The sequence below is a fragment of the Janthinobacterium sp. GW821-FHT03C08 genome (assembly GCF_059420905.1).
This window is the reverse complement of sequence record NZ_JBWKUP010000004.1, coordinates 69,846-93,285: the sequence shown is the minus strand read 5'-3', so window position 1 is coordinate 93,285 and position 23,440 is coordinate 69,846. Positions and strand designations below refer to the sequence as shown.

Annotated in this window: 26 protein-coding genes; 12 read left to right on the top strand and 14 right to left on the bottom strand. The window is 66.4% G+C overall.

What is annotated here, in order from left to right:
* On the bottom strand, window positions 1-501 hold the full coding sequence (locus AC07VL_RS06740) for an Lrp/AsnC family transcriptional regulator (RefSeq protein WP_494805151.1): 501 nt from the start codon (window positions 499-501) through the stop codon (window positions 1-3).
* A 77-nt stretch (window positions 502-578) separates the two neighbouring features.
* Here AC07VL_RS06740 and AC07VL_RS06735 point away from each other — a divergent pair, with 77 nt between their 5' ends.
* Complete coding sequence (locus AC07VL_RS06735; protein WP_494805150.1) at window positions 579-1,472, top strand: EamA family transporter; 894 nt, start codon at window positions 579-581, stop codon at window positions 1,470-1,472.
* Here AC07VL_RS06735 and AC07VL_RS06730 read toward each other — a convergent pair.
* Together AC07VL_RS06730 and AC07VL_RS06725 are read right to left on the bottom strand one after the other, a co-directional pair.
* Window positions 1,453-2,754, bottom strand: a complete 1,302-nt coding sequence (locus AC07VL_RS06730) for an ATP-binding protein (protein ID WP_494805149.1) — start codon at window positions 2,752-2,754, stop codon at window positions 1,453-1,455. The genes AC07VL_RS06735 and AC07VL_RS06730 overlap by 20 nt on opposite strands.
* Window positions 2,751-3,428, bottom strand: coding sequence for a response regulator (locus AC07VL_RS06725; protein ID WP_494805148.1), 678 nt, complete (start codon window positions 3,426-3,428; stop codon window positions 2,751-2,753). Before AC07VL_RS06725 ends, AC07VL_RS06730 begins: the two co-directional genes overlap by 4 nt.
* 203 nt (window positions 3,429-3,631) lie before the next feature.
* Between AC07VL_RS06725 and AC07VL_RS06720 the strand changes: the two genes are divergently transcribed.
* Genes AC07VL_RS06720 through AC07VL_RS06710 form a run of 3 tightly spaced genes read left to right on the top strand, consistent with a single transcriptional unit; the run spans window position 3,632 to window position 5,672 of the window.
* Entirely contained in the window at window positions 3,632-4,210 is a 579-nt protein-coding gene (locus tag AC07VL_RS06720; RefSeq protein WP_494805147.1) for a porin family protein, read from the top strand.
* A gap of 8 nt (window positions 4,211-4,218) precedes the next feature.
* Entirely contained in the window at window positions 4,219-4,986 is a 768-nt protein-coding gene (locus AC07VL_RS06715) for a MipA/OmpV family protein (protein ID WP_494805146.1), read from the top strand.
* Between the two features lie 5 nt (window positions 4,987-4,991).
* Window positions 4,992-5,672 (top strand): hypothetical protein, encoded by a 681-nt coding sequence (locus tag AC07VL_RS06710; protein ID WP_494805145.1) that lies wholly within the window; start codon window positions 4,992-4,994, stop codon window positions 5,670-5,672.
* Between the two features lie 12 nt (window positions 5,673-5,684).
* Here the strand turns inward: AC07VL_RS06710 and AC07VL_RS06705 are convergent, their stop codons facing one another.
* Complete coding sequence (locus AC07VL_RS06705) at window positions 5,685-6,908, bottom strand: MFS transporter (RefSeq protein ID WP_494805144.1); 1,224 nt, start codon at window positions 6,906-6,908, stop codon at window positions 5,685-5,687.
* 85 nt (window positions 6,909-6,993) lie between these two features.
* Here AC07VL_RS06705 and AC07VL_RS06700 point away from each other — a divergent pair, with 85 nt between their 5' ends.
* Window positions 6,994-7,920: a LysR family transcriptional regulator gene (locus AC07VL_RS06700; RefSeq protein ID WP_494805143.1), complete on the top strand. Its 927-nt coding sequence runs from the start codon at window positions 6,994-6,996 to the stop codon at window positions 7,918-7,920.
* Here AC07VL_RS06700 and AC07VL_RS06695 read toward each other — a convergent pair.
* Window positions 7,917-10,076, bottom strand: a complete 2,160-nt coding sequence (locus tag AC07VL_RS06695) for a putative bifunctional diguanylate cyclase/phosphodiesterase (RefSeq protein ID WP_494805142.1) — start codon at window positions 10,074-10,076, stop codon at window positions 7,917-7,919. The genes AC07VL_RS06700 and AC07VL_RS06695 overlap by 4 nt on opposite strands.
* A gap of 189 nt (window positions 10,077-10,265) precedes the next feature.
* Window positions 10,266-11,189, bottom strand: coding sequence for a LysR substrate-binding domain-containing protein (locus tag AC07VL_RS06690; protein ID WP_494805141.1), 924 nt, complete (start codon window positions 11,187-11,189; stop codon window positions 10,266-10,268).
* Between the two features lie 166 nt (window positions 11,190-11,355).
* On the opposite strand from AC07VL_RS06690, the gene AC07VL_RS06685 reads away from it, so the two are divergent.
* The 5 genes from AC07VL_RS06685 to AC07VL_RS06665 all read left to right on the top strand — a co-directional run bounded on the left by AC07VL_RS06685 (window position 11,356) and on the right by AC07VL_RS06665 (window position 15,775).
* Window positions 11,356-12,057 (top strand): pirin family protein, encoded by a 702-nt coding sequence (locus tag AC07VL_RS06685; RefSeq protein ID WP_494805140.1) that lies wholly within the window; start codon window positions 11,356-11,358, stop codon window positions 12,055-12,057.
* 26 nt (window positions 12,058-12,083) lie between these two features.
* Window positions 12,084-12,485, top strand: coding sequence for a DoxX family protein (locus tag AC07VL_RS06680; RefSeq protein WP_494805139.1), 402 nt, complete (start codon window positions 12,084-12,086; stop codon window positions 12,483-12,485).
* Window positions 12,486-12,644: 159 nt separating this feature from the next.
* Complete coding sequence (gene ribA, locus AC07VL_RS06675; RefSeq protein WP_494805138.1) at window positions 12,645-13,298, top strand: GTP cyclohydrolase II; 654 nt, start codon at window positions 12,645-12,647, stop codon at window positions 13,296-13,298.
* Between the two features lie 111 nt (window positions 13,299-13,409).
* On the top strand, window positions 13,410-14,789 hold the full coding sequence (locus AC07VL_RS06670; protein WP_494805137.1) for a S1 family peptidase: 1,380 nt from the start codon (window positions 13,410-13,412) through the stop codon (window positions 14,787-14,789).
* Complete coding sequence (locus AC07VL_RS06665) at window positions 14,786-15,775, top strand: FHA domain-containing protein (protein ID WP_494805136.1); 990 nt, start codon at window positions 14,786-14,788, stop codon at window positions 15,773-15,775. Before AC07VL_RS06670 ends, AC07VL_RS06665 begins: the two co-directional genes overlap by 4 nt.
* A 96-nt stretch (window positions 15,776-15,871) precedes the next feature.
* Here AC07VL_RS06665 and AC07VL_RS06660 read toward each other — a convergent pair whose 3' ends face one another.
* Window positions 15,872-16,528, bottom strand: coding sequence for a CCXG family PEP-CTERM protein (locus AC07VL_RS06660; protein WP_494805135.1), 657 nt, complete (start codon window positions 16,526-16,528; stop codon window positions 15,872-15,874).
* A gap of 479 nt (window positions 16,529-17,007) precedes the next feature.
* Here AC07VL_RS06660 and AC07VL_RS06655 point away from each other — a divergent pair, with 479 nt between their 5' ends.
* On the top strand, window positions 17,008-17,379 hold the full coding sequence (locus tag AC07VL_RS06655; RefSeq protein WP_494805134.1) for an MmcQ/YjbR family DNA-binding protein: 372 nt from the start codon (window positions 17,008-17,010) through the stop codon (window positions 17,377-17,379).
* Between the two features lie 18 nt (window positions 17,380-17,397).
* Here the strand turns inward: AC07VL_RS06655 and AC07VL_RS06650 are convergent, their stop codons facing one another.
* Window positions 17,398-18,012, bottom strand: a complete 615-nt coding sequence (locus tag AC07VL_RS06650; RefSeq protein WP_494805133.1) for a TetR/AcrR family transcriptional regulator — start codon at window positions 18,010-18,012, stop codon at window positions 17,398-17,400.
* Between the two features lie 97 nt (window positions 18,013-18,109).
* Here AC07VL_RS06650 and AC07VL_RS06645 point away from each other — a divergent pair, with 97 nt between their 5' ends.
* On the top strand, window positions 18,110-19,342 hold the full coding sequence (locus tag AC07VL_RS06645) for an MFS transporter (protein WP_494805132.1): 1,233 nt from the start codon (window positions 18,110-18,112) through the stop codon (window positions 19,340-19,342).
* A 3-nt stretch (window positions 19,343-19,345) separates the two neighbouring features.
* Here AC07VL_RS06645 and AC07VL_RS06640 read toward each other — a convergent pair whose 3' ends face one another.
* The 6 genes from AC07VL_RS06640 to AC07VL_RS06615 are packed head-to-tail and all read right to left on the bottom strand — an operon-like array spanning window position 19,346 to window position 23,423.
* Complete coding sequence (locus AC07VL_RS06640; protein WP_494805131.1) at window positions 19,346-19,648, bottom strand: hypothetical protein; 303 nt, start codon at window positions 19,646-19,648, stop codon at window positions 19,346-19,348.
* 58 nt (window positions 19,649-19,706) lie between these two features.
* Entirely contained in the window at window positions 19,707-20,870 is a 1,164-nt protein-coding gene (locus tag AC07VL_RS06635; RefSeq protein ID WP_494805130.1) for a PQQ-dependent sugar dehydrogenase, read from the bottom strand.
* A 37-nt stretch (window positions 20,871-20,907) separates the two neighbouring features.
* On the bottom strand, window positions 20,908-21,408 hold the full coding sequence (ispF, locus tag AC07VL_RS06630; protein ID WP_494805129.1) for a 2-C-methyl-D-erythritol 2,4-cyclodiphosphate synthase: 501 nt from the start codon (window positions 21,406-21,408) through the stop codon (window positions 20,908-20,910).
* Window positions 21,409-21,419: 11 nt separating this feature from the next.
* The gene (gene ispD / locus AC07VL_RS06625) at window positions 21,420-22,127 is read right to left on the bottom strand and encodes a 2-C-methyl-D-erythritol 4-phosphate cytidylyltransferase (RefSeq protein ID WP_494805128.1); all 708 of its coding nucleotides are present in this window, start codon (window positions 22,125-22,127) and stop codon (window positions 21,420-21,422) included.
* A gap of 16 nt (window positions 22,128-22,143) precedes the next feature.
* Window positions 22,144-22,842 carry a hypothetical protein gene (locus tag AC07VL_RS06620; RefSeq protein ID WP_494805127.1) on the bottom strand — a complete coding sequence of 233 codons (699 nt, stop codon included), beginning with the start codon at window positions 22,840-22,842 and terminating at the stop codon, window positions 22,144-22,146.
* 8 nt (window positions 22,843-22,850) lie between these two features.
* Entirely contained in the window at window positions 22,851-23,423 is a 573-nt protein-coding gene (locus AC07VL_RS06615; RefSeq protein WP_494805126.1) for an NUDIX domain-containing protein, read from the bottom strand.
* Window positions 23,424-23,440 lie beyond the last annotated feature (17 nt).

The following is a 23,440-nucleotide window of genomic DNA, read 5'->3' as shown; positions in this document are numbered from 1 at the left end:
CTAGCGGCCCAGCGGCACGTGCAGGCCCACCTTGAGACAGGTCAAGGCCACCGAGGTGCGGTAGCGCCGGATGTTGTCGTCGCCGCCGAACAGGCGCTCCGTGAGGGCCTCGTATTCGGCCATGGTGCTGGCCGTGATGATCAGCAGATAGTCCGCCTCGCCCGTGATGCCGTAGCACTGCTGGATGGCCGGCTCGGCCAGGATGCGCGAACGCAGTCGCGCCGTGCGCAGCGGGTGCTCGTCGTGCAGGTGCACTTCCACCGTCAGGGTCAGGGGCCGGCCCAGGCGGCTGGCGTCCAGCACGGCCACCTCGTTACGGATCACCCCGCTTTCGCGCAGGCGCCGGATGCGCCGCTGCACGGCCGGCGCGGACAGGTGCACGGCCTGGGCGATGTCGCGCTGCGACGTCGTGTTGTCATGCTGCAGCAGGTCGAGGATGGCCAGGTCGAAGGCGTCGAGCGTGACGGACGGGGCCGCACTGGTGAGCGAAAGTTGCGTCATGGTGGTCAAAATGGAGTGCAAATATCGGATCAGACACAATAAACTTTCGCCATTCCCATATCAAGCCCTTTATCACCATGCCATTGCGCCGCTATGCCTCGTTCATCCCCCTGCTGGCCATCCTCGGCTCCGTCACCTGCCTGGGACTGGGCACCTCGTGGGCCAAGCACAGCCTGTTTCCGCTCGTGGGCGCGCAAGGCACGACGGCCGTGCGCGTGGGCTTTTCCGCCCTGTTGCTGCTGCTGTTCTGGCGCCCGTGGCGCTGGCCGCTGAGCCGCGCCGACCTGCGCACGGTGGCCCTGTACGGCGCCGCGCTGGGCATGACCAACCTGTGCTTCTACCTGGCCCTGCGCACGATCCCGTTCGGCATCGCCGTGGCCATCGAATTTTCCGGTCCGCTGGCCGTGGCCCTGCTGGCCTCGCGTCGCCCGCTCGATTTCGTCTGGGTGGCGCTGGCCGTGGCGGGACTGGCGCTGCTCTTGCCGCTGGGTCACGACGTCAGCAATCTCGATCCGACCGGCGTGCTGTTCGCCCTGGGCGCGGCCGTCTGCTGGGCCTCGTACATCGTCTTCGGCAAGCGCGCCAGCCATTTGCACGCGGGCCATTCCGTCGCCCTCGGCCTGACCATGGCCGCGCTGGTGGTGGTGCCCGTGGGCGTGATGCACAGCGGCGCCGCCCTGCTCTCGCCCGTCGTGCTGGGCGTGGGCCTGGGAGTGGCCTTGATTTCCAGCGCGATACCGATTTCGCTGGAAATGGTGGCCCTGAAACGGCTGACGCCGCAAGCCTTCGGCATCATGAGCAGCATGGAACCGGCCGTGGCCGCCATGCTGGCGTACATTTTGCTGGACGAACGCCTGGGCGCCGGGCAGTGGCTGGCGATTGCCATGATCATGGCCGCGTCCATGGGCAGTTCCTACATGGCGCAGCGCCAGAAGCGCGATGCGCCGGCGCTCATGGCCGAATGCAGATAGTGAAGCGGGCGCCACCCAGCGGCGAATCGTCGATGGCGATGGCGCCGCCGTGCAGCGTGACGGCCCTGGCGGCGATGGCCAGTCCCAGGCCGTGGCCCGCGGCCGCATGGTCCTGCTCGCGCTCCAGACGGTAGAACGGGGCGAACACCCGTTCGCGCTGCCCGGCGGGAATGCCGGGACCGTCATCGTCGATGACGATGCGCAGCACCTCGCCGTCGCGCACGGCCGACAGCGCCACGCGCGCGACGGCATATTTGGCCGCATTGCCCAGCAGGTTGCCGACGGCGCGCGCCAGCAGGCGGGGGTCGCCGCGCAGCTCGCCCAGGTCGGCGGCGATGCAGGCGTCCACCTGGCGCGGCAAGGCTGCCGCCAGGCAGGCGTGCAGCAGGGGCGCCAGCGCGAAGGACTGGCGTGGCAGCGCCTGCGCATGATCGAGCTGCATCAGGCCCAGCAGCTCATTGACGAGGGTTTTCAGTTCCTCGATGTCGGCGCCCATGGCGTCGACGCGCCGCTGCAGGTCGGGCTGGCCTTCCGCATGTCGCGCGGCCAGCAGTTCCAGGCCGAATTCCAGCCGCGTGATCGGCGTGCGCAGCTCGTGCGAGACCGACAGCAGCAAATGCTTGCGCGCCTCCAGCAGGGAGCCGATGCGCCCGGCCATGTCGTTGATGCGGCCCGCCAGCGGCGCGATGCTCGATGCGGGGCTGACCCGCGCCCGCGCGCTCAGGTCGCCCCGTCCGAAATCGTCGGCCATGCGCGACAGCGCCGCCAGGCTGCGCCCGTGCGCGCGCGTCCACCAGCCCAGGGGCAGCAGCAGGCACAGGGCGATGACGGCGAAGCGGATCGCTTCCATGCGCAGCGCCTGGCCCACGTCGATGGGCAGCTTCTGCGCGTGGAGCACGTCGTCGTCGCTGCCGGCATAGCGCGCGCCCGTGACGTCGACGCGGCGGTAAAAGCCCTTGCCGCCCACGTCCATCACGACGGCGCCCTGCAGCAGCGGCGCGCGCTGCGTCGCCGGCAGCGCCGCCAGCACGGCGGCGAGCGGCTGCAGCTCCAGCGTGACGTCCGACACTTCGCGCACCTTGTTCAGGCGCGGCAGCCATTCGTCGGCGGGCGCCTGGTCGATGTACTGCTCCAGCAGGAAGATCTGGCCGGCCGCCTGGTCGCGCGCGATATGTTCGAGCGGGTCGCCGAACAGGCGGCTGAAGGTGAAGTAAATGACGCCGCTGCCCAGCGCGATGGCCAGCAGCACCAGCAGCGCGAAACGCCAGAACAGGCGGTTCATTCCCAGGCCGAGGGCGTGAGCAGGTAGCCTTCGCCCCACACCGTCTTGATGCGCTCGGCGGCGGCATCGTCGAACTTGCGGCGCAGGCGCGAGATGCAGTTGTCGATGCTGCGGTCGAGGCCATCGAATTCGATGCCGCGCATCTTGACGAGGATGTCATTGCGCGACATGACCTTGCCCGCGGCGTCGGCCAGGATGGCAAACAGCTTGAATTCGGCGCTGTTCATGGCGACTTCCTGCCCGCGCCAGTGCACGGCGCGGTTCTCGCGCGACACGCGCAGCTGGCCGATGACGATATCGCTGCCGGCCGCCGCGCTGCCGCGCCGCTGCAGCGCGCGCAAACGGGCCAGCAGCACGCGCGGCTGGATCGGCTTGTTCACGTAGTCGTCGGCGCCCTGCTCCAGGCCCGAGACTTCGTCGAAGGTGTCTTCGCGCGCCGTCAGTATCAGGATGGGCACGGCGCTGAGCTGGCGCAGCTGGCGGCACACCACCAGGCCGTCGACGCCGGGCAGGGTCAGGTCGAGTATCACCAGCTCGGGCCGGGTATCGCGAAAGCGCGCCAGGGCCTGGTCGCCGCGCGTGACCACGTCCACCGCATAGTCATATTGCTCCAGGTATTCCTTGACCAGCGCGGCCAGCCGCGCATCGTCTTCCACCAGCATGACACCTTGCATCGCTCCTCCGCGCCGCCATTTTTGTGGCGTATTGTAGTGGAGCGCGGCGCGCCTGTGGCAAATTCGACAATCCGGTACACATTGCTACACTTTCTATACAAATGCGGCCTACAAATTGAGGACAATTCAAGGACAAACACGGGCGGATTCCGGGACGATGTTTGCCTAAGATTCATGGCTCTTACCTCAACCGGAATCCGAACATGAAAAAATTTGCATGCAGCACCCTGCTCGCCGTCGCCGCCACCTCGCTCGTCCACGCCGAAGGCCTGTACGTGGGCGCCAACGTCAGCCCGTCCAGCGACGGCAAGATCCAGTATGCGGCCGGCGGCGCGACGAGCCAGCGCGACGCCAGCGGCAAGGCGCTGCCTTTCGGCGTCTTCGCCGGCCATGCACTGACGCCGGCCTGGGCGCTGGAGGGCGGCTACCGCGCCAGCGGCGGCGCGACCAGCTTCGACCTCGACCCCGGCTACCGGCTCAGGGTGCGCGCCAGCGCCGCCTACCTGGCAGCGCGCGGCACCTGGCACCTGGACGAGGACTGGTCGCTGTTCGCCAAGGCCGGCATGGCGCGCAGCCGCGTCAAATTCTCCATCGACGGCAAGAATGCGCCGCCCGGTGAATCGGCCGGCAAGACGGGCCTGTACGCGAGCGTGGGAGCGGCTTACCAGATCAACAAGGACGTGGCGCTGCAGCTCGAATGGGAGCACGCCCCGACAGTCAGATACGAAGGACTCGACAGCACGATGAACCGCCTCGCGCTCGGTGTCCGTTTCGGTTTTTAAAGGATGGCATGAACAAGTTCGCTCCCCGTTTTTCTCCCCGGCTGTTGCTGCCGGCGCTGCTGCTGGCCGGCGGCGCCAGCGCGCAGATGATGCCCGACGGGAGCAGGGATATGTACGTGGGAGCGGCCATCACGGGCAGTTCCGCGACGGACGATGGCGCGCCGCGCGCCGCCGTCCTGCGGCCACTGCTGCAGGTCCAGTGGAGCAACGGCGTGTTCGTCTCGGCCAGCGGCGTGGCGGGCATGCACCTGTCGGCCACGCCGGGCGTGGAATACGGCCCGCTGCTGGCCGCCAGCAACGCGCGCGATCCGGAAGATGGCTGGCGCCTGCGCGGCACGCGGCGCATCAAGGGCACGCCCGACGTGGGCGGCTTCTATGGCTATTACCTGGGCGAGCAGACGCGCGTCACGTCGAACCTGGCGTACGACACGAGCGCGCACGGCTGGCGCGCCCAGCTTGCCGTGCAAAAGACCCTGCCGTCGCTGGCGGCCCATCATGCGGTGACCGTGTCGGCCGGCGTGTCGCTGGCCAGCGGCGCCGTGATGGAGGAGCGCTACGCCGTCAGCGCTGCTGCCGGCGGCGCGCGCGACTACCGCCCGGCCGGCGGCGTCACCGCCATCGAGGCGGGCGTCAACTGGAACTGGGCGCTGAGCAGCAAGTGGCTGCTCAACAGCGCCGTCACGGGCACGCGGCTGGGCAGCGGGCCGGCCGGCAGTCCCGTCATCGGGCGGCGCAACGTCATCACCTGGTCCAGCGGCCTGGGCTACCGGTTCTAAGCGCCATGCGCAAGCCCCTGCTACTCGCCCTGGCACTGCTGCCCCTGTTCGCCGGCGCACAGGAAGGCGGCGACTGGATCGCGTATCGCGACGCCTACCGCCACATGATCTGGTTCGAGAAGTACGGCAAACCCAAGCAACTGCTGCAAAACCATCTGCGCCTGCGCGCGCGCGACGCCGGCGTGTCCACGGACGGCTTGCGCCTGAGCTTGCACGGCAAGGATGCGCAGCTGGCGCTGCCGCTCGATGCGCTGGGCCGCGCCGTTTTCCCGTTTTCCAAGGCCGCCTATGACGACAACGCGGAGCTGACCTGGAACCGCAAGCCGGGGCAGATCGCCTGGGGAGCGTGGGTCTCCATCGTCACGCGGCCCGACGGCGTGTATGCGGCGGCCGACCTGCGCGCCGCCTGCGAACAGTTCCTCGCCTATACGCGCTACGCCGGCAGCGCTGGCGGCAAGCGCTGCGCCGGCGTGCAGTTTGCGTATGCGAGGACGGATGCGGCGCAGGTGCGCTACCAGGGCGGCGATGGCGCGGCGACACCGCTGGCGGCGCAGGACGGCCCCGCCTTTCCCGGCGACGCCGCCAGCGGCTTTCGCGTCTACGCCTTCCGTTTCCATGCGCATCCGGACGGGGGCCAGGTCCTCACCGGCGGCACGCCGCTGGCGATCGCCGCCCTGCTGGAATAAGGCAGGCCGCGCTCAATGCGCGGCCGCCCCCGCCACGTGGGAGGCCAGCTTGCGGCGCGCCAGCCAGGCCAGCGGCAGCAGGGCCAGCAGCGCTGCGGCCACGCCGGCCCACGGCGACGACGCCATCAGCTGGCGCGACACCATCAGCGCACCGAGCATGGAGCCGAAGGAAATGCCGAGGTTGAACGCGGAAATATTCAAGCCGGAGGCGAAATCGACGGCTTGCGGCGTGTAGCGCTCGGCCGTGGCCAGCATGCCGGCCTGCAGGGCCGGCGACAGGCCGAAGGCGAACACGCCCCAGACGAACAGCATCACCGTCATCAGCCACTGCGACGTGACGGCCAGCGCCACGCCCACTTGCGTCACGGCCAGCAACAGCAGCATCGATCGCAGGGCTTTTTGCCAGCCCAGGTGGCTGGTCAGGTAGCCACCCGCCAGGTTGCCGGCAAAGGTGGCGATGCCGAACACGATCAGCAGGGCGCTGGCCATGGTGGCGGAAAAGCCCGTCACATCCGTCAGGATGGGCGTGATGAAGGTGAAGGCGGCAAAGCTGCTGCCGAAGCCGAAGGTGGTGACGGCCATCATCGTCAGGATGGGGCCGCTGCCCAGGGCCGCCAGCTGCGTCATGGCCTTGCCGCCCTGGCCTTGCGATAAACCTGGCGGCAACCAGCGCGCCATCGCGGCCAGGCCCAGCGCGGCCAGGACGACGACGGCAAAAAACGGCAGGCGCCAGCCCATCAGGTTGCCGAGGAAACTGCCGAGCGGCACGCCGATCACCATGGCCAGGGTCAGTCCCGCAAACATCACGGAAATCGCCCTGCCCGCCTGCGCCTTCGTGACCAGGCTGGCCGCCACCGTCGCGCCAATGGCAAAGAAGGTGCCGTGCGCCACGGCCGTGATGACCCGGCCAAACAACAGGAGTTCAAAGGTGTGCGAGAAGGCCGCCAGCAGATTGCCGGCCAGGAAAACGCTCATCAGCCCCAGCAGCGCCGCCTTGCGCGGCAGGCGCGACATCAGCAGCACCAGCAGCGGCGTGCCGATGGCCAGCGCCAGCGCGTACAGGCTCACCAGCGAGCCGGCCGATTCGATGGAAATGCGCAAATCCTTGGCGATGGTGGGCAGGATGCCGACGACGATGAATTCGGTCACGCCGATGGCGAAGGCGCCGACGGCCAGCGCCAGCACGCCGGGCGGCATCTTGCTGGCTGGAGGGGAAACACGGTGTGCGGTAGTCATGATGGCTCCAACGAGGGTTCAAGCCGGCCAGTGTAGCGAGCCAACTGCTTTTGATATAGACTCCAATAATGGAAACACCTGTGAAATGGATTCAATAATGGCCAGGCAAGACATCAACCGCGCCTTCGAAATGGCCGTGTTTGTGGCCGTGGTGGAAACGGGGGCCTTTTCCGCTGCCGCGCGCCGCCTGGCCCTGACGCCATCGGCCGTCAGCAAACTGATCAATCGCCTGGAAGCGCGCCTGGGTGCGCGCTTGCTGCAGCGCAGCACGCGCCAACTGCACACGACCCCCGAGGGCGACGCCTTCTTCATCCAGTGCAAGCGCATCCTCGACGACATCGATGGGGCCGAGCGCGAGGCGGCGCAGGGCGCGGCGCCGCGCGGGCGCCTGCGCATCAACTGCTTCGTGCCGTTCGGCGTGCGCCATTTGCTGCCCATCCTGCCCGAGTTCGCCCGGCGCTATCCCGACATCGTGCTCGACGTCGTCGTCAGCGACGCCGTCGTCGACCTGCTGGAAGACCGCACCGACATCGCCATCCGCACGGGCAAGCTGAAGGAATCGAACCTGGTGGCGCGCAAACTGGGCGAGGACGCGATGCTGGTGGTGGCCTCGCCCGCCTACGCGGCGCGCCACGGCCTGCCGCGCACGCCGCAGGAATTATCCGAACACAATTTATTGGCCTTCAATTTCCGCTGCCAGAACGAAACCTGGCCCTTCCTCGATGGCGCTGGCGGCACCGTGCAGGTGGCGCCGCAGGGCAATACCTGCGTCAGCGATGGCGAAAGCATGCGCCAGCTGGTGCTGGCCGGCATGGGACTGGGACGTTTTTCGCGCCAGCACGTGCTGCGCGATATCGAGCGCGGCGATCTGGTCCCCGTGTTGCAGGATTACAACCCGGGCGACAAGGAAGTCGTGCACGCCGTCTTCGTGGGACCGGGCTTGCAGGTGCCGGCCCGCGTGCGCGTGATGCTCGATTATCTGCTGGAAAAGGTCAGGCTGGACCAGCCTTAGACGACGGCCTCGCCCAGGCGCAGGCGCTTGCCCTCGCCCAGCATCAGCTCGAATTCGGCGGCCGGCACGGCCGGGCTGAACAGATAGCCTTGCAGCTGGTCGCAGCCCAGTTCACGCAAGAAACGCATCTGCTCGGCCGTTTCCACCCCTTCGGCGACGATTTCCTGGCGCAGCTGCTGCGCCATGGTGACGATGGCGCGGGCGATGGCGCAATCGTTTTCCTCGAAGGGCAAGCCGATGACGAAGGAACGGTCGATTTTCAGGGTGCTGATGGGGAATTTCTTCAGGTAGGCGAGACTGGAATAGCCCGTGCCGAAGTCGTCCAGCGCCAGCGCCAGGCCCATGGCCACCAGCTGGTTCATGATATCGATGACCTTGTCGGCGCCCCGCATCAAGAGGCTTTCCGTGATTTCCAGCATGATCTGCTCGGGCCGCACGCCGTAGCGTTCCAGCACGGCCGCTATGCGCGCCGGCAACTGCTCGTCGAACTGGCGCGCCGACAGGTTGACGGCGATGGCCGGCATGTGCAGGCCCCGGTCTTCCCAGCTGCGGATCTGGCGGCACGCCTCGTCCAGCACCCAGGTGCCCAGTTCCAGGATCAAACTGGTTTCCTCGGCAACGGGGATGAAGACGCCGGGCGAAACCATGCCGCGCATGGGATGCTTCCAGCGCAGCAAGGCTTCCGCGCCCACGATGCGTCCGCTGGCCAGGCTCACCTTCGGCTGGTAATGCAACTCCAGCTCCTTGTCGCCCAGCGCCAGGCGCATTTCGCTTTCCAGGCGCAGATGCTCCTTGGCGCGCCGGTTCATGTCTTCGCGATAGAACAGGAAGGTCGATTCGATGGTCTGCCCCGCCTTGGCCACGGCCACGTCGGCAAAGCGGAACAGGGCCGGCGCTTCCAGCCCGTCTTCCGGATACACGGTGATGCCGATGCTGGCGCCCACGTGCAGCGCGTGCGCATCGATATTGATGGGCGCCTCGAGCAGGTTGAGCAGCTTTTGCGCCACGTTGGCCGCATGCTCGCGCTTTTCAATGTGCAGCAGCGCCACGACGAACTTGCTGTTGTCGACGCGCGCCAGGATGTCCGCGTCGCGCAGGGCACCGCGGAACAGCTGGCCGATGGCGATCACCAGCTGGTCGCCCACTTCATGGCCCAGGGTATCGCTGATGGAGCCGATGCGGCTGATGTCGATGACCATCAGCGCGCCATGCGTGCCCTGGCGTTTCGCTTCGGCCAGGCCCTGGTCCACCAGCTGGTTCAGCAGGCAGCGGTTGGGCAAGCCCGTCAGGCTGTCGTAGTTGGCCATGCGCTGCATGCGCGCTTCCGCATCCTTGTGCACCGAGATATCGGAAAACAGGGAAAACACATGGCTGATTTCGCCGTACTCGTCGCGCACGACGCTGATGGTGACGTCTTGCGGGAACAGTTCGCCGTTCTTGCGCTTGCCGATGATTTCGCCGCGCCAGGAACCGTGGCCGCGCATGGCGGCGCGCACCTTGGCGCGGAAGTCGGGATCGTGCACGCCCGAGCGCAGCAAGTCCGGCGTGCGGCCGATGGCTTCGGCCGGGGAATAGCCGGTGATGCGGCTAAACGAGCTGTTGATGGAGACGATGCGCTCTTCCGCATCCGTGATCAGCACGGCCTGTTCGCTGTCTTCGATGATGCGCGCATGCAACTTGACCTTGTCCACGTCGGACAGCGGCTCGCTCAAGGCCGACAGGCGCACGGCCATGCCGCACGCCTTGCCGGCCTGGTCGTGGATCACGTGGCGGTGCATGCGCAGCCACGTCACCATGCCCGACTTCTTGCGCCGGCGCACGTCCATGGCCACGTCGCCCGGCGCCGCATGCAGCTCCAGCACGCTCGCTTCCGCGTCGTCTTCCGGGTACAGGAACAGGATGTGCTGGCCCAGCGCTTCCAGTTCGGAATAGCCGAACATCTGTTCGGCGCCATGGTTCCAGCCGATGAGGAAGCCATCGGGATCGATTTCCAGCAAGGCATCGGCGGGCGCCACGCGCACCACGGGCCGGCTGGCGCCGCGCAGCCGCTCCAGTTCCTCCTGCAGCCGCGCCAGGGTGGCGGCCTGCTGCGGCCCCGCCTGTTCACGGGCGTCCTGGGACAGGCGCAGGCACAGCGCGACTTTCGCCTCAAGCACGGCAACCCCGCGCGGAAGGCAAGCCAGGGGAAGGAATCAGGGGCGCTGCGGTCTGTGTAATCATCAAAATCCCACTACGGGGCATGGAAGTCGGCCAGGAATACGGTGGAAATACTATGAATATGGTAACTTAAAAATGTTGGCGTATGTCAACATTTTAAGACCCAGGCCGAATGGCCGGGTGCCGTGTCAGGCGCGCCCCGGCAGATGCTGCGCCAGGCGGGCAAACAGCTGCGCGTCGCGCATGCGCGCCAGCCACCAGCGCAGGGCGGCGCCGTCCTCGCCCACGCGCCACGCCAGGTAAAACGTTTCCGACGGTTTCGGCTCTTCGACGGCCTTTTCCACCAGCAAGCCCCGTTCGATGGCGGCGCGCGCGCACGGCCCCGGCAGGAAGCCGAAGCCCAGTCCCAGCACCTGGTAATCGAACTTGACCTGCATGTTCGGCACCGTCAGCGCATCCTGCCCCAGCAGCAGGCCCACCGTGCGCGGCGCCATCTGGCGCGCCGAATCGGCCACCACCACGGCGCGGTGCCGCTGCAAATCGCCGCGCGACAAGGGCCCTGGCAGCTGCGCCAGCGGATGCGCGGGCGCCACGGCAAACACGAAGTCGAGCATGCCGATGGGCTGCGCGATATAGCCGCCGCCGGCCGGGCCGTCGCCGGGCGCGCCCACCAGCAGGTCGACGCGCCGGTCCAGCAGCGCTTCCCACGTGCCGGACAGGGCATCCTGCGCCAGGCGCAGGCGCGTCTGCTGCGCCACGTCGTAGAAGGCGCGCACGTCCTCGGCCAGGGCCACGGCGGAAAACATGGAATCGAGGCCGATCGCCAGTTCCGTCTCCCAGCCCGAGGCCACGCGGCGCACGCGGTGCTCGAGGTCCTGCGCCGCCTTCAGCAGGTAGCGCCCTTCCTTCAGCAATTCCTGTCCCGCCGCCGTCAGCACGACCTTCGGGCCGTTGCGCTGGAACACCTGCACGCCCAGGTCGTCCTCCAGCTTGGCCACCGTGTAGGAAATGGTGGACGGCACTTTGTGCAACTCCTTGCCGGCCGACGAGAACGATCCGCGGCGGTCGATGGCGTCGACGATTTGCAGGGCTTCCAGGCTCAGTCTTAACATTCGATTTTTTCGATCATAGGTAGCAAGATTTTCCGTTTTTCTTTCCCGCCCGGGACGCCTATACTTTCTCCATCGTACAGCGAAGGGCAGATACGGCGCCACGGCAACTGCCAGGCAGCGGTCCTTCGAAATTATCGCACATTCACTTACAGAAACGGAGTCCACCATGTTACAGATTCGTCACAGCGAAGAACGCGGCGCCGCCAACCACGGCTGGCTCAATTCCCACCACAGTTTTTCCTTCGGCAGCTACCACGATCCGAAGCACATGGGTTTTGGCCCCCTGCTGGTGATCAATGAAGACCGGGTCACCCCGGGCCAGGGCTTCGGCACGCATGGCCACCGCGACATGGAAATCATTTCGTATGTGCTCGACGGCGCGCTGGAGCACAAGGACAGCATGGGCACCGGCTCCGTGCTGCACTACGGCGACGTGCAGCGCATGAGCGCCGGCAACGGCGTGCGCCATAGCGAGTTCAACCATTCCGCCACGGATGGCTTGCACTTCCTGCAGATCTGGATCCAGCCGAACGTGACGGGCATCCCGCCCAGCTATGAAGAGAAGCATTTCACACAGGAAAGCAAACGGGGCAAGCTGCGCCTGATCGCCTCGGGCGACGGCCGCCAGGGTTCCGTGCTGATCCACCAGGATGCGGCCATCTACGCCAGCATCCTGCAGGAAGGCGAGCAAGCCGAACATGCGCTCGACGAAGGCCGCATCGCCTATGTGCACCTGATCCGCGGCAGCCTGGTCGTCAATGGCACGCCCCTGAAAGCGGGCGATGCGCTGAAGCTGACGCAGGAAGCGGCCGTGACCCTGACGCAGGCGGAAGACGCAGAAGTGCTGGTCTTCGATTTGCCGAAATAATGCATATATATCAACAAAGAGAAACCATGAAAAACACTACCGATATCCTGCTCCCCCTCGGCCGTGCCGCCCTTGGCGTGCTGTTCTTTGTCTCGGGCTTGCTGAAAATCGGCGGCTTTGCGGGCGTGGCCGGCTACATGGCCAGCCAGGGCTTGCCGCTGGCAAACATCCTGCTCGTCGGCGTGATCGCCCTGGAAGTGGGCGGCGGCCTGCTGCTGATCACGGGCTGGCAGGCACGCTGGGCCGCCCTGGCGCTGGCGCTGTTCCTGATCCCGACGACGTTGATTTTCCACGCCTTCTGGAGCGCCGATGCGGCCCACTTCCAGGACCAGTTGACGAATTTCCTGAAGAACCTGTCCATCTTCGGCGGCATGCTCTTGCTGGTGGAACGGGGCTTCGGCAAGGCCAGCCGCCTTGCAAAAGCCTGATCCGCCCGCAATTAGAGGAAGGACACCAGGCATTCCAGCCTTCAAAACTCAGCCAGGGGAAATCGCTTCCCCTGCTTTTTGGTATGATGACAGGGCGCGCCGGCACCGGAGTGGTCAGGCGCGCCTTTATTTTTGACAATTACCTATATGAGCACAACCATGCAAAGCGGCGCAGACCTCCTGGCGACAGGCGAATTGGATTACACGACTTCCTGCGCACTGCCGACGCCGTGGGCCCAGTTTACCCTGCACGCCTTTGTCGAGCACGCCACGGGCAAGGAACACCTGGCCATGGTGCTGGGCGATGTCGGCAACGGCGAACCGGTACTGGCGCGCGTGCATTCCGAATGCCTGACGGGCGACGTGCTGTTTTCGCAGCGCTGCGACTGCGGCGCCCAGCTCGAAGGCGCGCTGAAGCGCATCGCCGAGGAAGGCCGCGGCATCCTGCTGTATTTGCGCCAGGAAGGACGCGGCATCGGCCTGATCAACAAGATCCGCGCCTACCGCCTGCAGGAAGCGGGCGCCGACACGGTGCAGGCGAATGAACAGCTGGGCTTCAAGGCCGACGCCCGCAACTACACCTTGTGCAAGCCCATGTTTGCGCAATTCGGCATCGGCAGCCTGCGCCTGATGACGAACAATCCGCGCAAGATCGCGGCCATGGAAGCGCTGGGCGTCACGGTGGCCGAACGGGTGCCCCTGCTCGTCAACCGCAATGCCTTCAACCAGCATTACCTGAATACCAAGCAAAGCAAGCTCGGCCATATGATGACGCCCGTGACGGCGCCGGCGCTGGAAGACGGCGCCCTGTAATTGCGGCACCAGCTTGCTGCGCCAGCTAGCTGCGCCAGCTTGCTGCACCGGCTTGCCGGGCCGGCGCGGCAGCGCTTCCCCGTTTCGCTCCTGCTCACGCATAAAGGATGCATGAAATTATCTGACTTTGCCTTCCTGCTGGCCGGCCTGTGCGCCGCCGCAGGCGCCCACGCGGCCCCGGCGCCTTCTCCCGCCGCGGCCACGGCCCCCGCCAAGCCGCCGCCGGCCACCGCCGCGCCCGCCGCCACCGAACACGCCGCCCTGCCCCCGCCGTCCTCCGCCGCGCAAAAGCTGTACACGGCCGCGCGCGCCGACATCCTGCAAGTGCGCGTACTGCTGAAAAACGGCCGCACGCAGTCCTCCGTCGGCTCGGGCTTTTTGATCGGCACGGGCGACCTGGTGGTGAGCAACTATCACGTCGTGTCGCAATTCGCGCTCGACCCCGATACCTACGTGGGCGAGTGGGTCGATACGGGCGGCCAGCGGGGCAATGTGGAACTGCTGGCCGTCGACGTGCTGCACGACCTGGCCGTGCTGCGCGTGAACCGCCACGGCACGGGCTTTTTCAAGATGCCGGAACAACTGGCGCCGCTGACGCAGGGCCAATACCTGTATTCCATGGGCAATCCGCTGGACCTGGGCTTCGCCATCTCGGAAGGCTCATACAACGGCGTCGTCACGCGCAGCTTCTATGACCAGCTGATGTTTACGGGACCGATCAATTCCGGCATGAGCGGCGGCCCCAGCGTCACGGCGAATGGCGACGTCGCCGGCATCAATGTCTCGAAGCGCCTCGATGGCGAACTGGTCAGCTTCCTCGTGCCGGCCCGCTACGCCCAGCAGCTGCTGGCCAAGGTGGCGCAACAGGGCAAGCCGCCGAAGGATTTCAAGCCGCTGGTGACGGCGCAGCTGCTGGCGCACCAGGACGTGATGCTGGCGCGCCTGCTGGACCAGCCCCTGAGCCTGAAAGCCATGGGACCGTACCGCGTGCCCGTGCGCGAATCGGACCAGATGCGCTGCTGGGGCCGCTCCAACGTGAAGTCCGACAAGCCCTACACGATCGACAACACCAGCTGCGCCATGGAATCGGCCATCTTCATTTCCGGCGCCCTGCAGACGGGGCAGGTGTCGATGCGCCACGAATTCCTGCGCAGCAGCGAACTGGGCGCCCTGCGCTTTGCCGAGCTGGCCAGCGCCTCGTTCAAGAATGAAAGCTTCGGCAGCTACAAGAGCGCCAACCTGACGGGGCCCCATTGCATCGAGCAGTTCGTCAAGAACAAGACCCTGCCCCTGCGCGCCGTCATGTGCGTGCGCGCCTACCGCAAGTTTACCGGCCTGTACGATTTTGCCCTGCTGGCCGCCAGCACCGATGAGCCACTGATGAACCTGCAAAGCCGCGTCGACGCGCGCGGCGTGTCCTACGCCAACGGCATGCGCGTCACCCGCGTCTTCCTCGAAGCGCTGTCGCGGGAAAGCCCACGCAAGCCATGAAGCCTCCCTACTACCTCGAAATCCTTGCCGAGAATGGCGACGTGCAGCAGCGCCAGCGCATCGACGCCTTGCCGATCCGCATCGGCCGCGGCTATGACAATGACTTCATCCTCGACGACGCGCACACGGCCGCCGCGCATGCCGTCATCGAGGACGATGGCGCCGGCGGCCTGCTGCTGCGCGACCTGGGCAGCCACAACGGCGTGATCCACCGCGGCCAGCGGCAGCTGCAAGTGGCATTGCGCGGCGACAGCGTCGTGCGCCTGGGCCATACGCGCCTGCGCGTGCGCTCCAGCGACCATCCGGTGGCGCCCGAACTGAGCGACACCACCATGCACGACTGGGAGGGCTTGCGCCCCGCCGTGGCGGGCCTGGCCATGATCGGCGCCTCGGCCGCCTTCAGCAACTGGCTGGGCGACGCGGATGCCTTCGATCCGATTGCCTACCTGATGATCATCGCTTACGCGCTGGCCGGCGGCCTCGTGTGGGCGTCGATCTGGGCCGTGGCGAACCGCCTGTTCGGCCAGACGGCGCGTTTCGGCCGCCACCTGTTCATCATCGGCTGCGGCTTGCTGGCCATGGAAGCGTGGGAACTGGGCAGCAGCATGACGGCCTACGCGCTGTCGCTGGAGGTGCTGACGCGCTACGGACGGCATATGTTCATCGTCATTGTCTGCGCCATGATCTACTTCCATTTGTGCACGATCAAGCCGCAGCATCCGCGCCGCTTCGCCCTCGTGGCCGTGGTGCTGGCCATCATCGGCTCGAGCCTGATCTTGCTGAGCAACCTGCAGATCAGCGGCCGCCTGGCCGACGAGCCCTACATGTCCGTGCTCTACCCGCCGGCACTGCGCCTGAGTCCGAACCATGCGACGGCCACGTTCTTCCAGGAGGCGGCCAGCCTGCAGCAAGGCGTCGATACGGAACGGGGCAAGTCGGCCAAGGGCGGCGCAGACGACGACAGCGAAGGCGAAGGCGAGGAATAGGCATCGTGCCCGCCATGCAAAAAGCCCGCCGGGTCCTTGCGGACCGGCGGGCTTTTTTACGTCCTGCGCCGCCAGGGGCGCGGCGGCGGCGACGACTTAGAACTTGGCTTCCTGCTTGCGGCGTGCCGTAAAGCCCAGCAAGCCCAGGCCGATCAGCAGCATGGCGTAGGTGGTCGGTTCCGGCACGGCCGAGACCAGGCCGTCATTGGCGGCAAAGCTGGCGAAATTGCTGTTGCCCGCCTTGAACTGCACTTGCTGGCCGCCATCGCAGCAGCCTTCCAGGCCGTAGATGGTCAGGGTATGGTTGCCGGCCGCCAGGGAGCCCGAACCGCTGAGGAACTGGCTGGCATTGTTGTAGTTACCTGCCCACCACATGTCGTTGCTCTTCACGTCCAGCGCCACGCCGTCGAGGAACAGGGCGCCGCCCTTGCCGAAATCGACGCCGCTGCGGAAGCTCCAGGCGCCCGCGTCCGTGGCGCTGACGCCGAAGTTGATGACGGACTTGAAGGCGATGTTCGTGTTGCTGCCGAACAGGCTGCTGTTGTTGACGTTGTCATAGCTGGCAATCGTCGTCGAACCGTAGCCGGCGCCCGGCGCGGCCACGGCGGCGTTCACCACGGAGGCGTAGGCGGCGGCCGACGCTTGTGCGCTGGCATCGGAAAAGCCCGTGGACAGGGTGATGGTGCTGGCGTTCGCCTGCGCAAACACGCCGACGGCGATCAGGGACAGGGCAATTTTAGGCAAGTTTTTCATGATGGTATCCAATAAGTAAGTATTCAGTGGGCGCAGCAGGCAGGCGCTTGGGCTGAATACACGCTGCATTGAGGCGTGTCGGCGTAGCGCGCTAAGATTGCAAAGATGAGCGGTCGGTGGCGTGAGCTTCCGCAGTACGGCGCGGACCTGGTGCCATGGCGGCAGCCAGGCGTCCTGGAAAGGGGTCGGGTTCCCGGGACAAAGCCAGACAGTTGACGGGTCAGGCAAGACGATGAAGCTATTCTATCTTAATTTACCCATAAGAAAAGTATTTTTCTTTTTGCCATGAAAGATATTTTTCTAGCAATCAAGAGCCGGCACGAAAAATCCCCCCAGCGCGCCCCTGTGCTGCACCCCGTGCCGCGGCATTCCCAGGAGGCGGCGTGTCGCGCGAGCACCACAAACGGCCTGGCCACTGTCGCATTGCGCGCATTTCTTTTCGCACGCCGCTGCACCACGCGGTGAAACAGCATGGCAAAATGCATACACGCTACTATCTGTCCATGAGGGGGAAAGAGGAAATGGTCGACCTGGAAGAACTGCGCTATCTGGCACTGTCGTTTCCCGACACCACCGAGGAAGAACACCACGACCGTCCGGCCTTCCGCGTGGGCGGGAAGATCTTTGCCACCCTGCCCGACGACGAGCACATCAACGTGCTGCTCGACGCGGAAGCGGCGCATATCGCCACCGTCATCACGCCGGCCGGCTGCGAAAAACTGTGGTGGGGCGAGCGCTTGGCCGGCATCACGGTGCGCCTGGCCGATGCCGAACTGGACATGCTGGCCGCCGCCCTGACGGCCGCCTGGCGGCGCAAGGCCCCCAGCGACCTGGCCAGGACCATCGGCTGACCCGGGCGGGACGGCGCGCTACAGGGGCCAGTTACGCAACAACAATGCCACCATCTGGTGCAGCTGTTCGCGCGAGACGCCGGCGGCGGCCTGGATGGCCATGCCCTGCGACAGGGTGACGACGAAGCGCGCCTGCTGCTCGGGACAGGAATCGGCAGGCAGGTCGCCCTCGTCCCTGGCGCGCCGCAAGCGGTCGCGCAGCTTGATTTCACCGCGCAGGCGGCGCGCAAACAATTCATCGCGGATCGGCAAGGCATCGTCGCTGCACGCCAGCGCCGCATTCACGCCCATGCAGCCGTGCGGGCCGTCCGGCATGGTTTGCGCATCGACATATTGCGTCAGCAAGGCTTCGATCACCAGGCGCGCCGTCGGCTGCTCCAGCGCCGCGTCGAAAAACCGCATGCGCGTGTCGCTGTAGCGCTCGAGCGCCTTGTGGAACAGCTGTTCCTTGTTGCCGAAGACGGCATACAGGCTGGGCCGGTTCATGCCCATGGCTTTCGTCAGTTCCGGCAGCGAACTGCCTTCATAGCCCTTTTCCCAGAACACCTTCATGGCGCAATCGAGCGCCTCGTCCGCATCGAAGGTGCGTGGCCGGCCCGTTTTTGCCTTGCCCTCTTGCTTATTTTGTTTCATACCGTTCGGTAAAAAAATTATTGACAACACTGTCTGCCTGCCCTGATTATATACCGACCGGTTAAAAACACTAGACCCGTCTTTCAGGATTTTCACCATGCAAACACCACCCGCTTCCTCCTCCGCTCCGGCCGCCACCGGCGACGATACCACCGTGGCGCCCTGGCTGGCCGTCCTCTCCGTCGGCATCGGCGCCTTCGCCCTCGTCACGTCCGAATTCCTGCCCGTGGGCCTGCTGCCCGCCATGGCGGCCGAACTGGCCATCAGCAAGGGCCAGGCGGGACTGATGATCACCACGCCCGGCATCGTCGCCGCGTTTGCCGCCATTCTCGTCACCGTCGGCTCGGGCCGCCTGGACCGCCGCATCGTGCTGCTGGCGCTCACCGCGCTGCTGGTCGCCTCGAACCTGCTGGTGGCCCTGGCGCCGTCGTATGGCTGGATCTTGCTGGGACGCGCCCTGCTGGGCGTGGGCGTGGGCGGCTTCTGGGCCATCGGCAGCGCCATCGGCCCGCGCCTGGTGGCGCCGCAGCACGCGTCGCGCGCCATGTCCATCATCTTCGCCGGCGTCTCGCTGGGCACGGTGGCGGGCGTGCCGGCCGGCGCCCTCGTGGGCGAGCTGGTGGGCTGGCGCGTGGCCTTCGGCGCGGCCAGCGCCATCGCCGTGCTGGTCTTCATCGGCCAGCTGTTGCTGCTGCCCAAGCTGCCGCCGACACAAGCCATCCGCCTGCGCCAGCTGCCGATGATCTTCGGCATCCGCAAGGCGCGCCTGGGACTGATCGCCACGGCCATGCTGTTCACGGGCCAGTTCGCCGCCTACACGTATATCGCGCCCTTCCTCACGCAGGTATCGCACCTGGCGGCCGGCACCGTCAGCGCCATGCTGCTCGTCTATGGCGCCGCAGGCTTCATCGGCAACCTGGTGGGCGGCTGGGCCGCCGGGCGCCACGAGCGGGCCGCGCTGATGGTGACGGGCGCCGTGCTGGGACTGTCCACCCTGGCGCTGGCCGCGCTGGGCAGCCATGCGCTCACCGCCATGTTGCTGGTGGCCATCTGGGGCTTCGGTTTCGGCGCCATGCCGATCGCCGTGCAGACGTGGATGTTCAAGGCGGCGCCGGAACTGATGGAAGGCAGCAGCGCACTCTTCGTTGCCATCGTGCAGGTATCGCTGGCGTCGGGCGCCCTGCTGGGCGGCATGGCCGTCGACCGGTTGGGCGTGCCCAGCGCGATGGTCGTGGGCGGCGCGTTCGCTCTCGGTTGCGCGCTGACGATTGCACTGTTCAGCAAGCCGCAGGCCAGCGCCAAGGCTGGCGCAGCCTGCATCGCCTCGTAGGTATCAGATGCGGCCGCGCCTGAATTCGCCGAGGAATTTCGTCACTTCGGCCGGCGTCATGGGCACGTCGGCATCGCCGTGATAGGCATACAGGAAGGGCGTGCCGCCCAGGCGGTCCGTCAGCTTGGCGAAGAGTAAAAAACGGCTGCCCAGCGGGTAGCGCTGCAGGTCGGCCAGGCGGCGCGAGCACTGCACGGCCAGCTCGGGCGAAAAAGCCTGGCCCGGCACGGGGCGGATTTCCACGCGGCCATGGATGGCGCGCGATTCGACGGCTACGTGCCGGTATGCATAAGTATCACGGGCCATGCCGCCACCTTGTCTTGAAATAAAGGCGCCATCTTAAGCGAAGATGGCGCCCGGCGGGTTACTGCGCCACGATGCGCAGCAAGCGCCCGTTGACTTCATCCGTCAGTGCATACAGGTAGCCATCCGGTCCCTGGCGCACGTCGCGCACGCGCGCGCCGATGGCGAGGCGGTCCTGCCCCGTCACCTTGCCCTGCGCATCGACGGCGATGCGGCGGATGTCCTGCCCCGCCAGGCCGCCGCTGAAAATGCTGCCGCGCCAGGCGGCAATCTTGTCGCCCGTGTACACGGCCAGGCCCGACGGCGCCGGCGATGGCACCCAGGCCACGCTCGGATTGAGCATGCCGGCCACCTCGTGCTTGCCGACGGGTTCATGCGTCTTGTAGTCGGCGCCATAGCTTTGCAGGGGCCAGCCGTAGTTGCCGCCCGCCACCACCAGGTTCAGCTCGTCACCGCCGTAGGGGCCGTGTTCCGTGGCCCACACGCGCCCCGAAACGGGATCGAGCGCCAGGCCCTGCACGTTGCGGTGGCCGTATGACCAGATTTCCGGCAAGGCGCCCTTGGCCGCCAGCGGATTGCCGGGCGCCGGTTGGCCGTCTTCCGTCAGGCGCAGGATGGAGCCGAGGTGCGTGGCCAGGTTCTGCGCCTGCTCGCGCGCCAGGCGGTCACCGATGCGCAGGGGCGGATTGCCGCCATCGGCCACGCTCATCAGCAAGGTGCCGTCCGGCAGCCACAGCAGGCGCGAACCGAAATGCTGGCCGCCGCTCTTGTCGGTCGATACCTTGAAGAGGGTCTGGATGCCCGTCACTTTCTTGCCGTCGAACACGCCGCGCACGAGGGTCGTGCGGTTCGCGTCATTCGTGCCCGTCGACACCGTCATGTAGACGCGTGGATGCGCCTTGCCCGCATCCTGCGGGTGCAGCACGATATCGAGCAGGCCGCCCTGCCCGCCCGTAAAGACGGCCGGCATGCCTTCCAGCGCCACGTCCTCGAATTTCTTGCCATTGAGCAAATGCAAGCTGCCCTGCTTGCTGGTGACCAGCGCGCGCCCCTCGCCCAGCCAGGCGATGCCCCACGGCTGGCGCACGCCCTCGGCCACCGTCTCGGCCTTCCAGGCCTGCCGCGCGGCCGGCGGCTCGCCCGTGGCGGCCAGTTCGGCGTGGGCGGAAGGCGCGCTGGCTAATGCCAGTGCAAGCAAGGTGCAGATACGTCGTAGCTGGAACATGGTCTCTCCTGTCAGTGGATGATGCGAAAGTAGTGCCTCAGGCCCGCAGCAGCAAGGCCACGGCTTCGGCCGCGATGCCCTCTTCCCGGCCCAGGTAGCCCAGCTTCTCATTCGTCTTCGCCTTGATGTTGACCTGGCCCAAAGTCACGCCCAGGTCCTCGGCCACGTTGGCGCACATGGCGGCGATGTGCGGCGCCATCTTCGGTCGCTGGGCGATGATGGTGGCGTCGATATTGCCGATGATATAACCGGTAGCCTGTACGCGGCGCGCGGCCTCGCGCAGCAGGGTGCGCGAATCGGCGCCCTTGAATTGCGCGTCCGTGTCGGGGAAATGGCGGCCGATGTCGCCCAGGGCGGCGGCGCCGAAGAGCGCGTCCGTGATCGCGTGCAGCAGCACGTCGGCGTCGGAGTGGCCCAGCAGGCCCAGGTGATGGGGAATCTTCACGCCGCCGATGATCAGGTCGCGGTGCTCCACCAGCGCGTGGCAGTCATAGCCCTGGCCGATGCGGAACGGGAGGTCGGGAGTCGTTGTGTTCATGCAAGTCTCTTTCAAATGCAGGGGTTAGCCAGATACAGTTCGGCCGTCTGGATGTCGCGCGGCAGGGTCACCTTCAGATTGCGCGGGTGGCCTTCGACGAGCTTCGGCGCCAGGCCCAGCGCTTCGACGGCGCTGGCGTCGTCCGTGATGGCGTGCGGGTCCGGCGCTTCGGACAAGGCCCGGTGCAGCAGGGCATAGCTGAACATCTGCGGCGTCTGCGCCAGCCACAGGCCGTCGCGCGGCACCGTCTGCGCCGAGATGGCGCCCGGCCCTGCCCGCTTGACGGTATCGACCACGGGCAAGGCCAGCAGGCCGCCGGCCGGATGCCCGCCCACTTCCACGATGAGTTTTTCGATCAGCGCCGGCGTCAGGCCGGGGCGGGCCGCATCGTGCACCAGCACCTGGTCGCGGGCATCGATGCTGCCGTGCATGGCTTGCAAGCCATTCAGGATGCTTTCCATGCGCGTGGCGCCGCCGCAGCGCAGCACGGTGACACCCTGTCCGGGCACGACCGTGTCGATGACGCCATCGTCGGCGCTGACGACGACATAGGTATGCGCGATCAGGGGGCTGGCGATGAAGGCGTCGAGCGCGTGGCGCAGCATGGGCTTGCCCGCGATGGGCAGATATTGCTTGGGACTGCCCGCCTCCATGCGCGCCCCCACGCCGGCGGCGGGGATCAGCGCAAAGTGGCGGACGCCAGGTGCTGCTACTGTCATGCGGTTCCTTGTCTTGTCATTTCTGGGCGGGCTGGGCCTTGCCCGCCAATATATTCTGGATGTCGCCATTGCACGCCTTGCCCAGGCGCGCATATTCCTGCGGCGAATCGATGGCCGCCTGCAAGACTTCCACCTTGCGCATTTCCGCCTTGATGTAGGGCAGCCAGCCCGTATCGATCTCGCGCGCCAGCGCTGCCTTCGCCGTGCCGCTGGGCGCATACAGGGGACGCGCCTCGAAGCGCCTGGCCAGCGCGGCGCGCACGGTCTTTTCCACGCGCGGCAAATGCTCCATATAGGTCTTCATGTGCCGCAGCTCATGCGCGAGTATCTCATCATACGCGCAAGTGCCGGGGGCAAACTCGCGGCCGATATAGATCACCACGGGCGCATAGGTAATCTTCACGCTGATCTGCGGCGCCACGCATTCGTAGCCGCTGGCGGGATCTTGCAGCAGGGGGCCGGCCAGCCCGATCTGCACCTGCGAATCCGTCTTCGTCAGGCCCAGCACCCAGGTATTCGCCCGCGCCGTGCCCTTCATCACGGTCAGCGCCTTGTAGGGCAGATGCGTGTCGATGCTGTAGCCGTTCTGCTGCACCGTCAGCACGGACACCGTCTTGCTGAGCGTGTCTTCGCAGCGCACCTGGAACGGCGTGCGCGCAGCGCCGTGCGCGCCCAGGCTGGCCAGGGCCAGCAGCAGGAAGATCGCCGTGCGCATGTGCGGAATCAGGCCGCTTGCCAGGCGCCGCTGGTAATCTTGTCGAGCCAGAAGATGCCGATGACGGTCTTCACGTCCGTGATGGTGCCATCCCTGACCCAGTCCAGCAGCTGCGGCACGGTGGCCGTAAACGTTTCCAGGAACTCGCCGTCGTCGAGCTGGCGTTCGCCTGCCACGAGTCCCCGCGCCAAAAACAGTTCCAGGTGCTCGTCGGAATAGGCGATGGCGTTGTGGATGGTGGACACGAATTGCCAGTCGGTCGCCGTGTAGCCCGTCTCTTCCAGCAGTTCGCGCCGGGCGCAGGCCAGGTGCGACTCGCCCGCGTCGATCTTGCCTGCCGGGAATTCGATGAAGACGCGGCCGAGCGGATAGCGGTACTGGCGCTCCATCAGGACGGTGCCGTCGTCGAGCAGCGGCAGGATGACGACGGCGCCCGGATGCAGGACGAATTCGCGTGCCGTGATCTTGCCGTCAGGCAGGGCGACACGGTCGCGCTGCACGCGCAGGAAGCCGCCCTGGTAGACGAGCTCGCCGTCGACCTTGGTTTCAATCAATTGCGTATCAGTGGCTTGGGTATCCATGGAATTCCTTTATTCAA

What these genes read in the sequence shown, in the direction of transcription:
- AC07VL_RS06720 (WP_494805147.1), top strand. Translation starts at nt 3,632, where the DNA reads ATGAAAAAATTTGCATGCAGCACCCTGCTCGCCGTCGCCGCCACCTCG.
- AC07VL_RS06705 (WP_494805144.1), bottom strand. Translation starts at nt 6,908, where the DNA reads ATGACTACCGCACACCGTGTTTCCCCTCCAGCCAGCAAGATGCCGCCC.
- AC07VL_RS06735 (WP_494805150.1), top strand. Translation starts at nt 579, where the DNA reads ATGCCATTGCGCCGCTATGCCTCGTTCATCCCCCTGCTGGCCATCCTC.
- AC07VL_RS06690 (WP_494805141.1), bottom strand. Translation starts at nt 11,189, where the DNA reads ATGTTAAGACTGAGCCTGGAAGCCCTGCAAATCGTCGACGCCATCGAC.
- ribA (WP_494805138.1), top strand. Translation starts at nt 12,645, where the DNA reads ATGCAAAGCGGCGCAGACCTCCTGGCGACAGGCGAATTGGATTACACG.
- AC07VL_RS06615 (WP_494805126.1), bottom strand. Translation starts at nt 23,423, where the DNA reads ATGGATACCCAAGCCACTGATACGCAATTGATTGAAACCAAGGTCGAC.
- AC07VL_RS06685 (WP_494805140.1), top strand. Translation starts at nt 11,356, where the DNA reads ATGTTACAGATTCGTCACAGCGAAGAACGCGGCGCCGCCAACCACGGC.
- AC07VL_RS06645 (WP_494805132.1), top strand. Translation starts at nt 18,110, where the DNA reads ATGCAAACACCACCCGCTTCCTCCTCCGCTCCGGCCGCCACCGGCGAC.
- AC07VL_RS06650 (WP_494805133.1), bottom strand. Translation starts at nt 18,012, where the DNA reads ATGAAACAAAATAAGCAAGAGGGCAAGGCAAAAACGGGCCGGCCACGC.
- AC07VL_RS06680 (WP_494805139.1), top strand. Translation starts at nt 12,084, where the DNA reads ATGAAAAACACTACCGATATCCTGCTCCCCCTCGGCCGTGCCGCCCTT.
- AC07VL_RS06635 (WP_494805130.1), bottom strand. Translation starts at nt 20,870, where the DNA reads ATGTTCCAGCTACGACGTATCTGCACCTTGCTTGCACTGGCATTAGCC.
- AC07VL_RS06655 (WP_494805134.1), top strand. Translation starts at nt 17,008, where the DNA reads ATGCATACACGCTACTATCTGTCCATGAGGGGGAAAGAGGAAATGGTC.
- AC07VL_RS06740 (WP_494805151.1), bottom strand. Translation starts at nt 501, where the DNA reads ATGACGCAACTTTCGCTCACCAGTGCGGCCCCGTCCGTCACGCTCGAC.
- AC07VL_RS06660 (WP_494805135.1), bottom strand. Translation starts at nt 16,528, where the DNA reads ATGAAAAACTTGCCTAAAATTGCCCTGTCCCTGATCGCCGTCGGCGTG.
- ispF (WP_494805129.1), bottom strand. Translation starts at nt 21,408, where the DNA reads ATGAACACAACGACTCCCGACCTCCCGTTCCGCATCGGCCAGGGCTAT.
- AC07VL_RS06730 (WP_494805149.1), bottom strand. Translation starts at nt 2,754, where the DNA reads ATGAACCGCCTGTTCTGGCGTTTCGCGCTGCTGGTGCTGCTGGCCATC.
- AC07VL_RS06725 (WP_494805148.1), bottom strand. Translation starts at nt 3,428, where the DNA reads ATGCAAGGTGTCATGCTGGTGGAAGACGATGCGCGGCTGGCCGCGCTG.
- AC07VL_RS06620 (WP_494805127.1), bottom strand. Translation starts at nt 22,842, where the DNA reads ATGCGCACGGCGATCTTCCTGCTGCTGGCCCTGGCCAGCCTGGGCGCG.
- AC07VL_RS06640 (WP_494805131.1), bottom strand. Translation starts at nt 19,648, where the DNA reads ATGGCCCGTGATACTTATGCATACCGGCACGTAGCCGTCGAATCGCGC.
- ispD (WP_494805128.1), bottom strand. Translation starts at nt 22,127, where the DNA reads ATGACAGTAGCAGCACCTGGCGTCCGCCACTTTGCGCTGATCCCCGCC.
- AC07VL_RS06715 (WP_494805146.1), top strand. Translation starts at nt 4,219, where the DNA reads ATGAACAAGTTCGCTCCCCGTTTTTCTCCCCGGCTGTTGCTGCCGGCG.
- AC07VL_RS06665 (WP_494805136.1), top strand. Translation starts at nt 14,786, where the DNA reads ATGAAGCCTCCCTACTACCTCGAAATCCTTGCCGAGAATGGCGACGTG.
- AC07VL_RS06710 (WP_494805145.1), top strand. Translation starts at nt 4,992, where the DNA reads ATGCGCAAGCCCCTGCTACTCGCCCTGGCACTGCTGCCCCTGTTCGCC.
- AC07VL_RS06700 (WP_494805143.1), top strand. Translation starts at nt 6,994, where the DNA reads ATGGATTCAATAATGGCCAGGCAAGACATCAACCGCGCCTTCGAAATG.
- AC07VL_RS06670 (WP_494805137.1), top strand. Translation starts at nt 13,410, where the DNA reads ATGAAATTATCTGACTTTGCCTTCCTGCTGGCCGGCCTGTGCGCCGCC.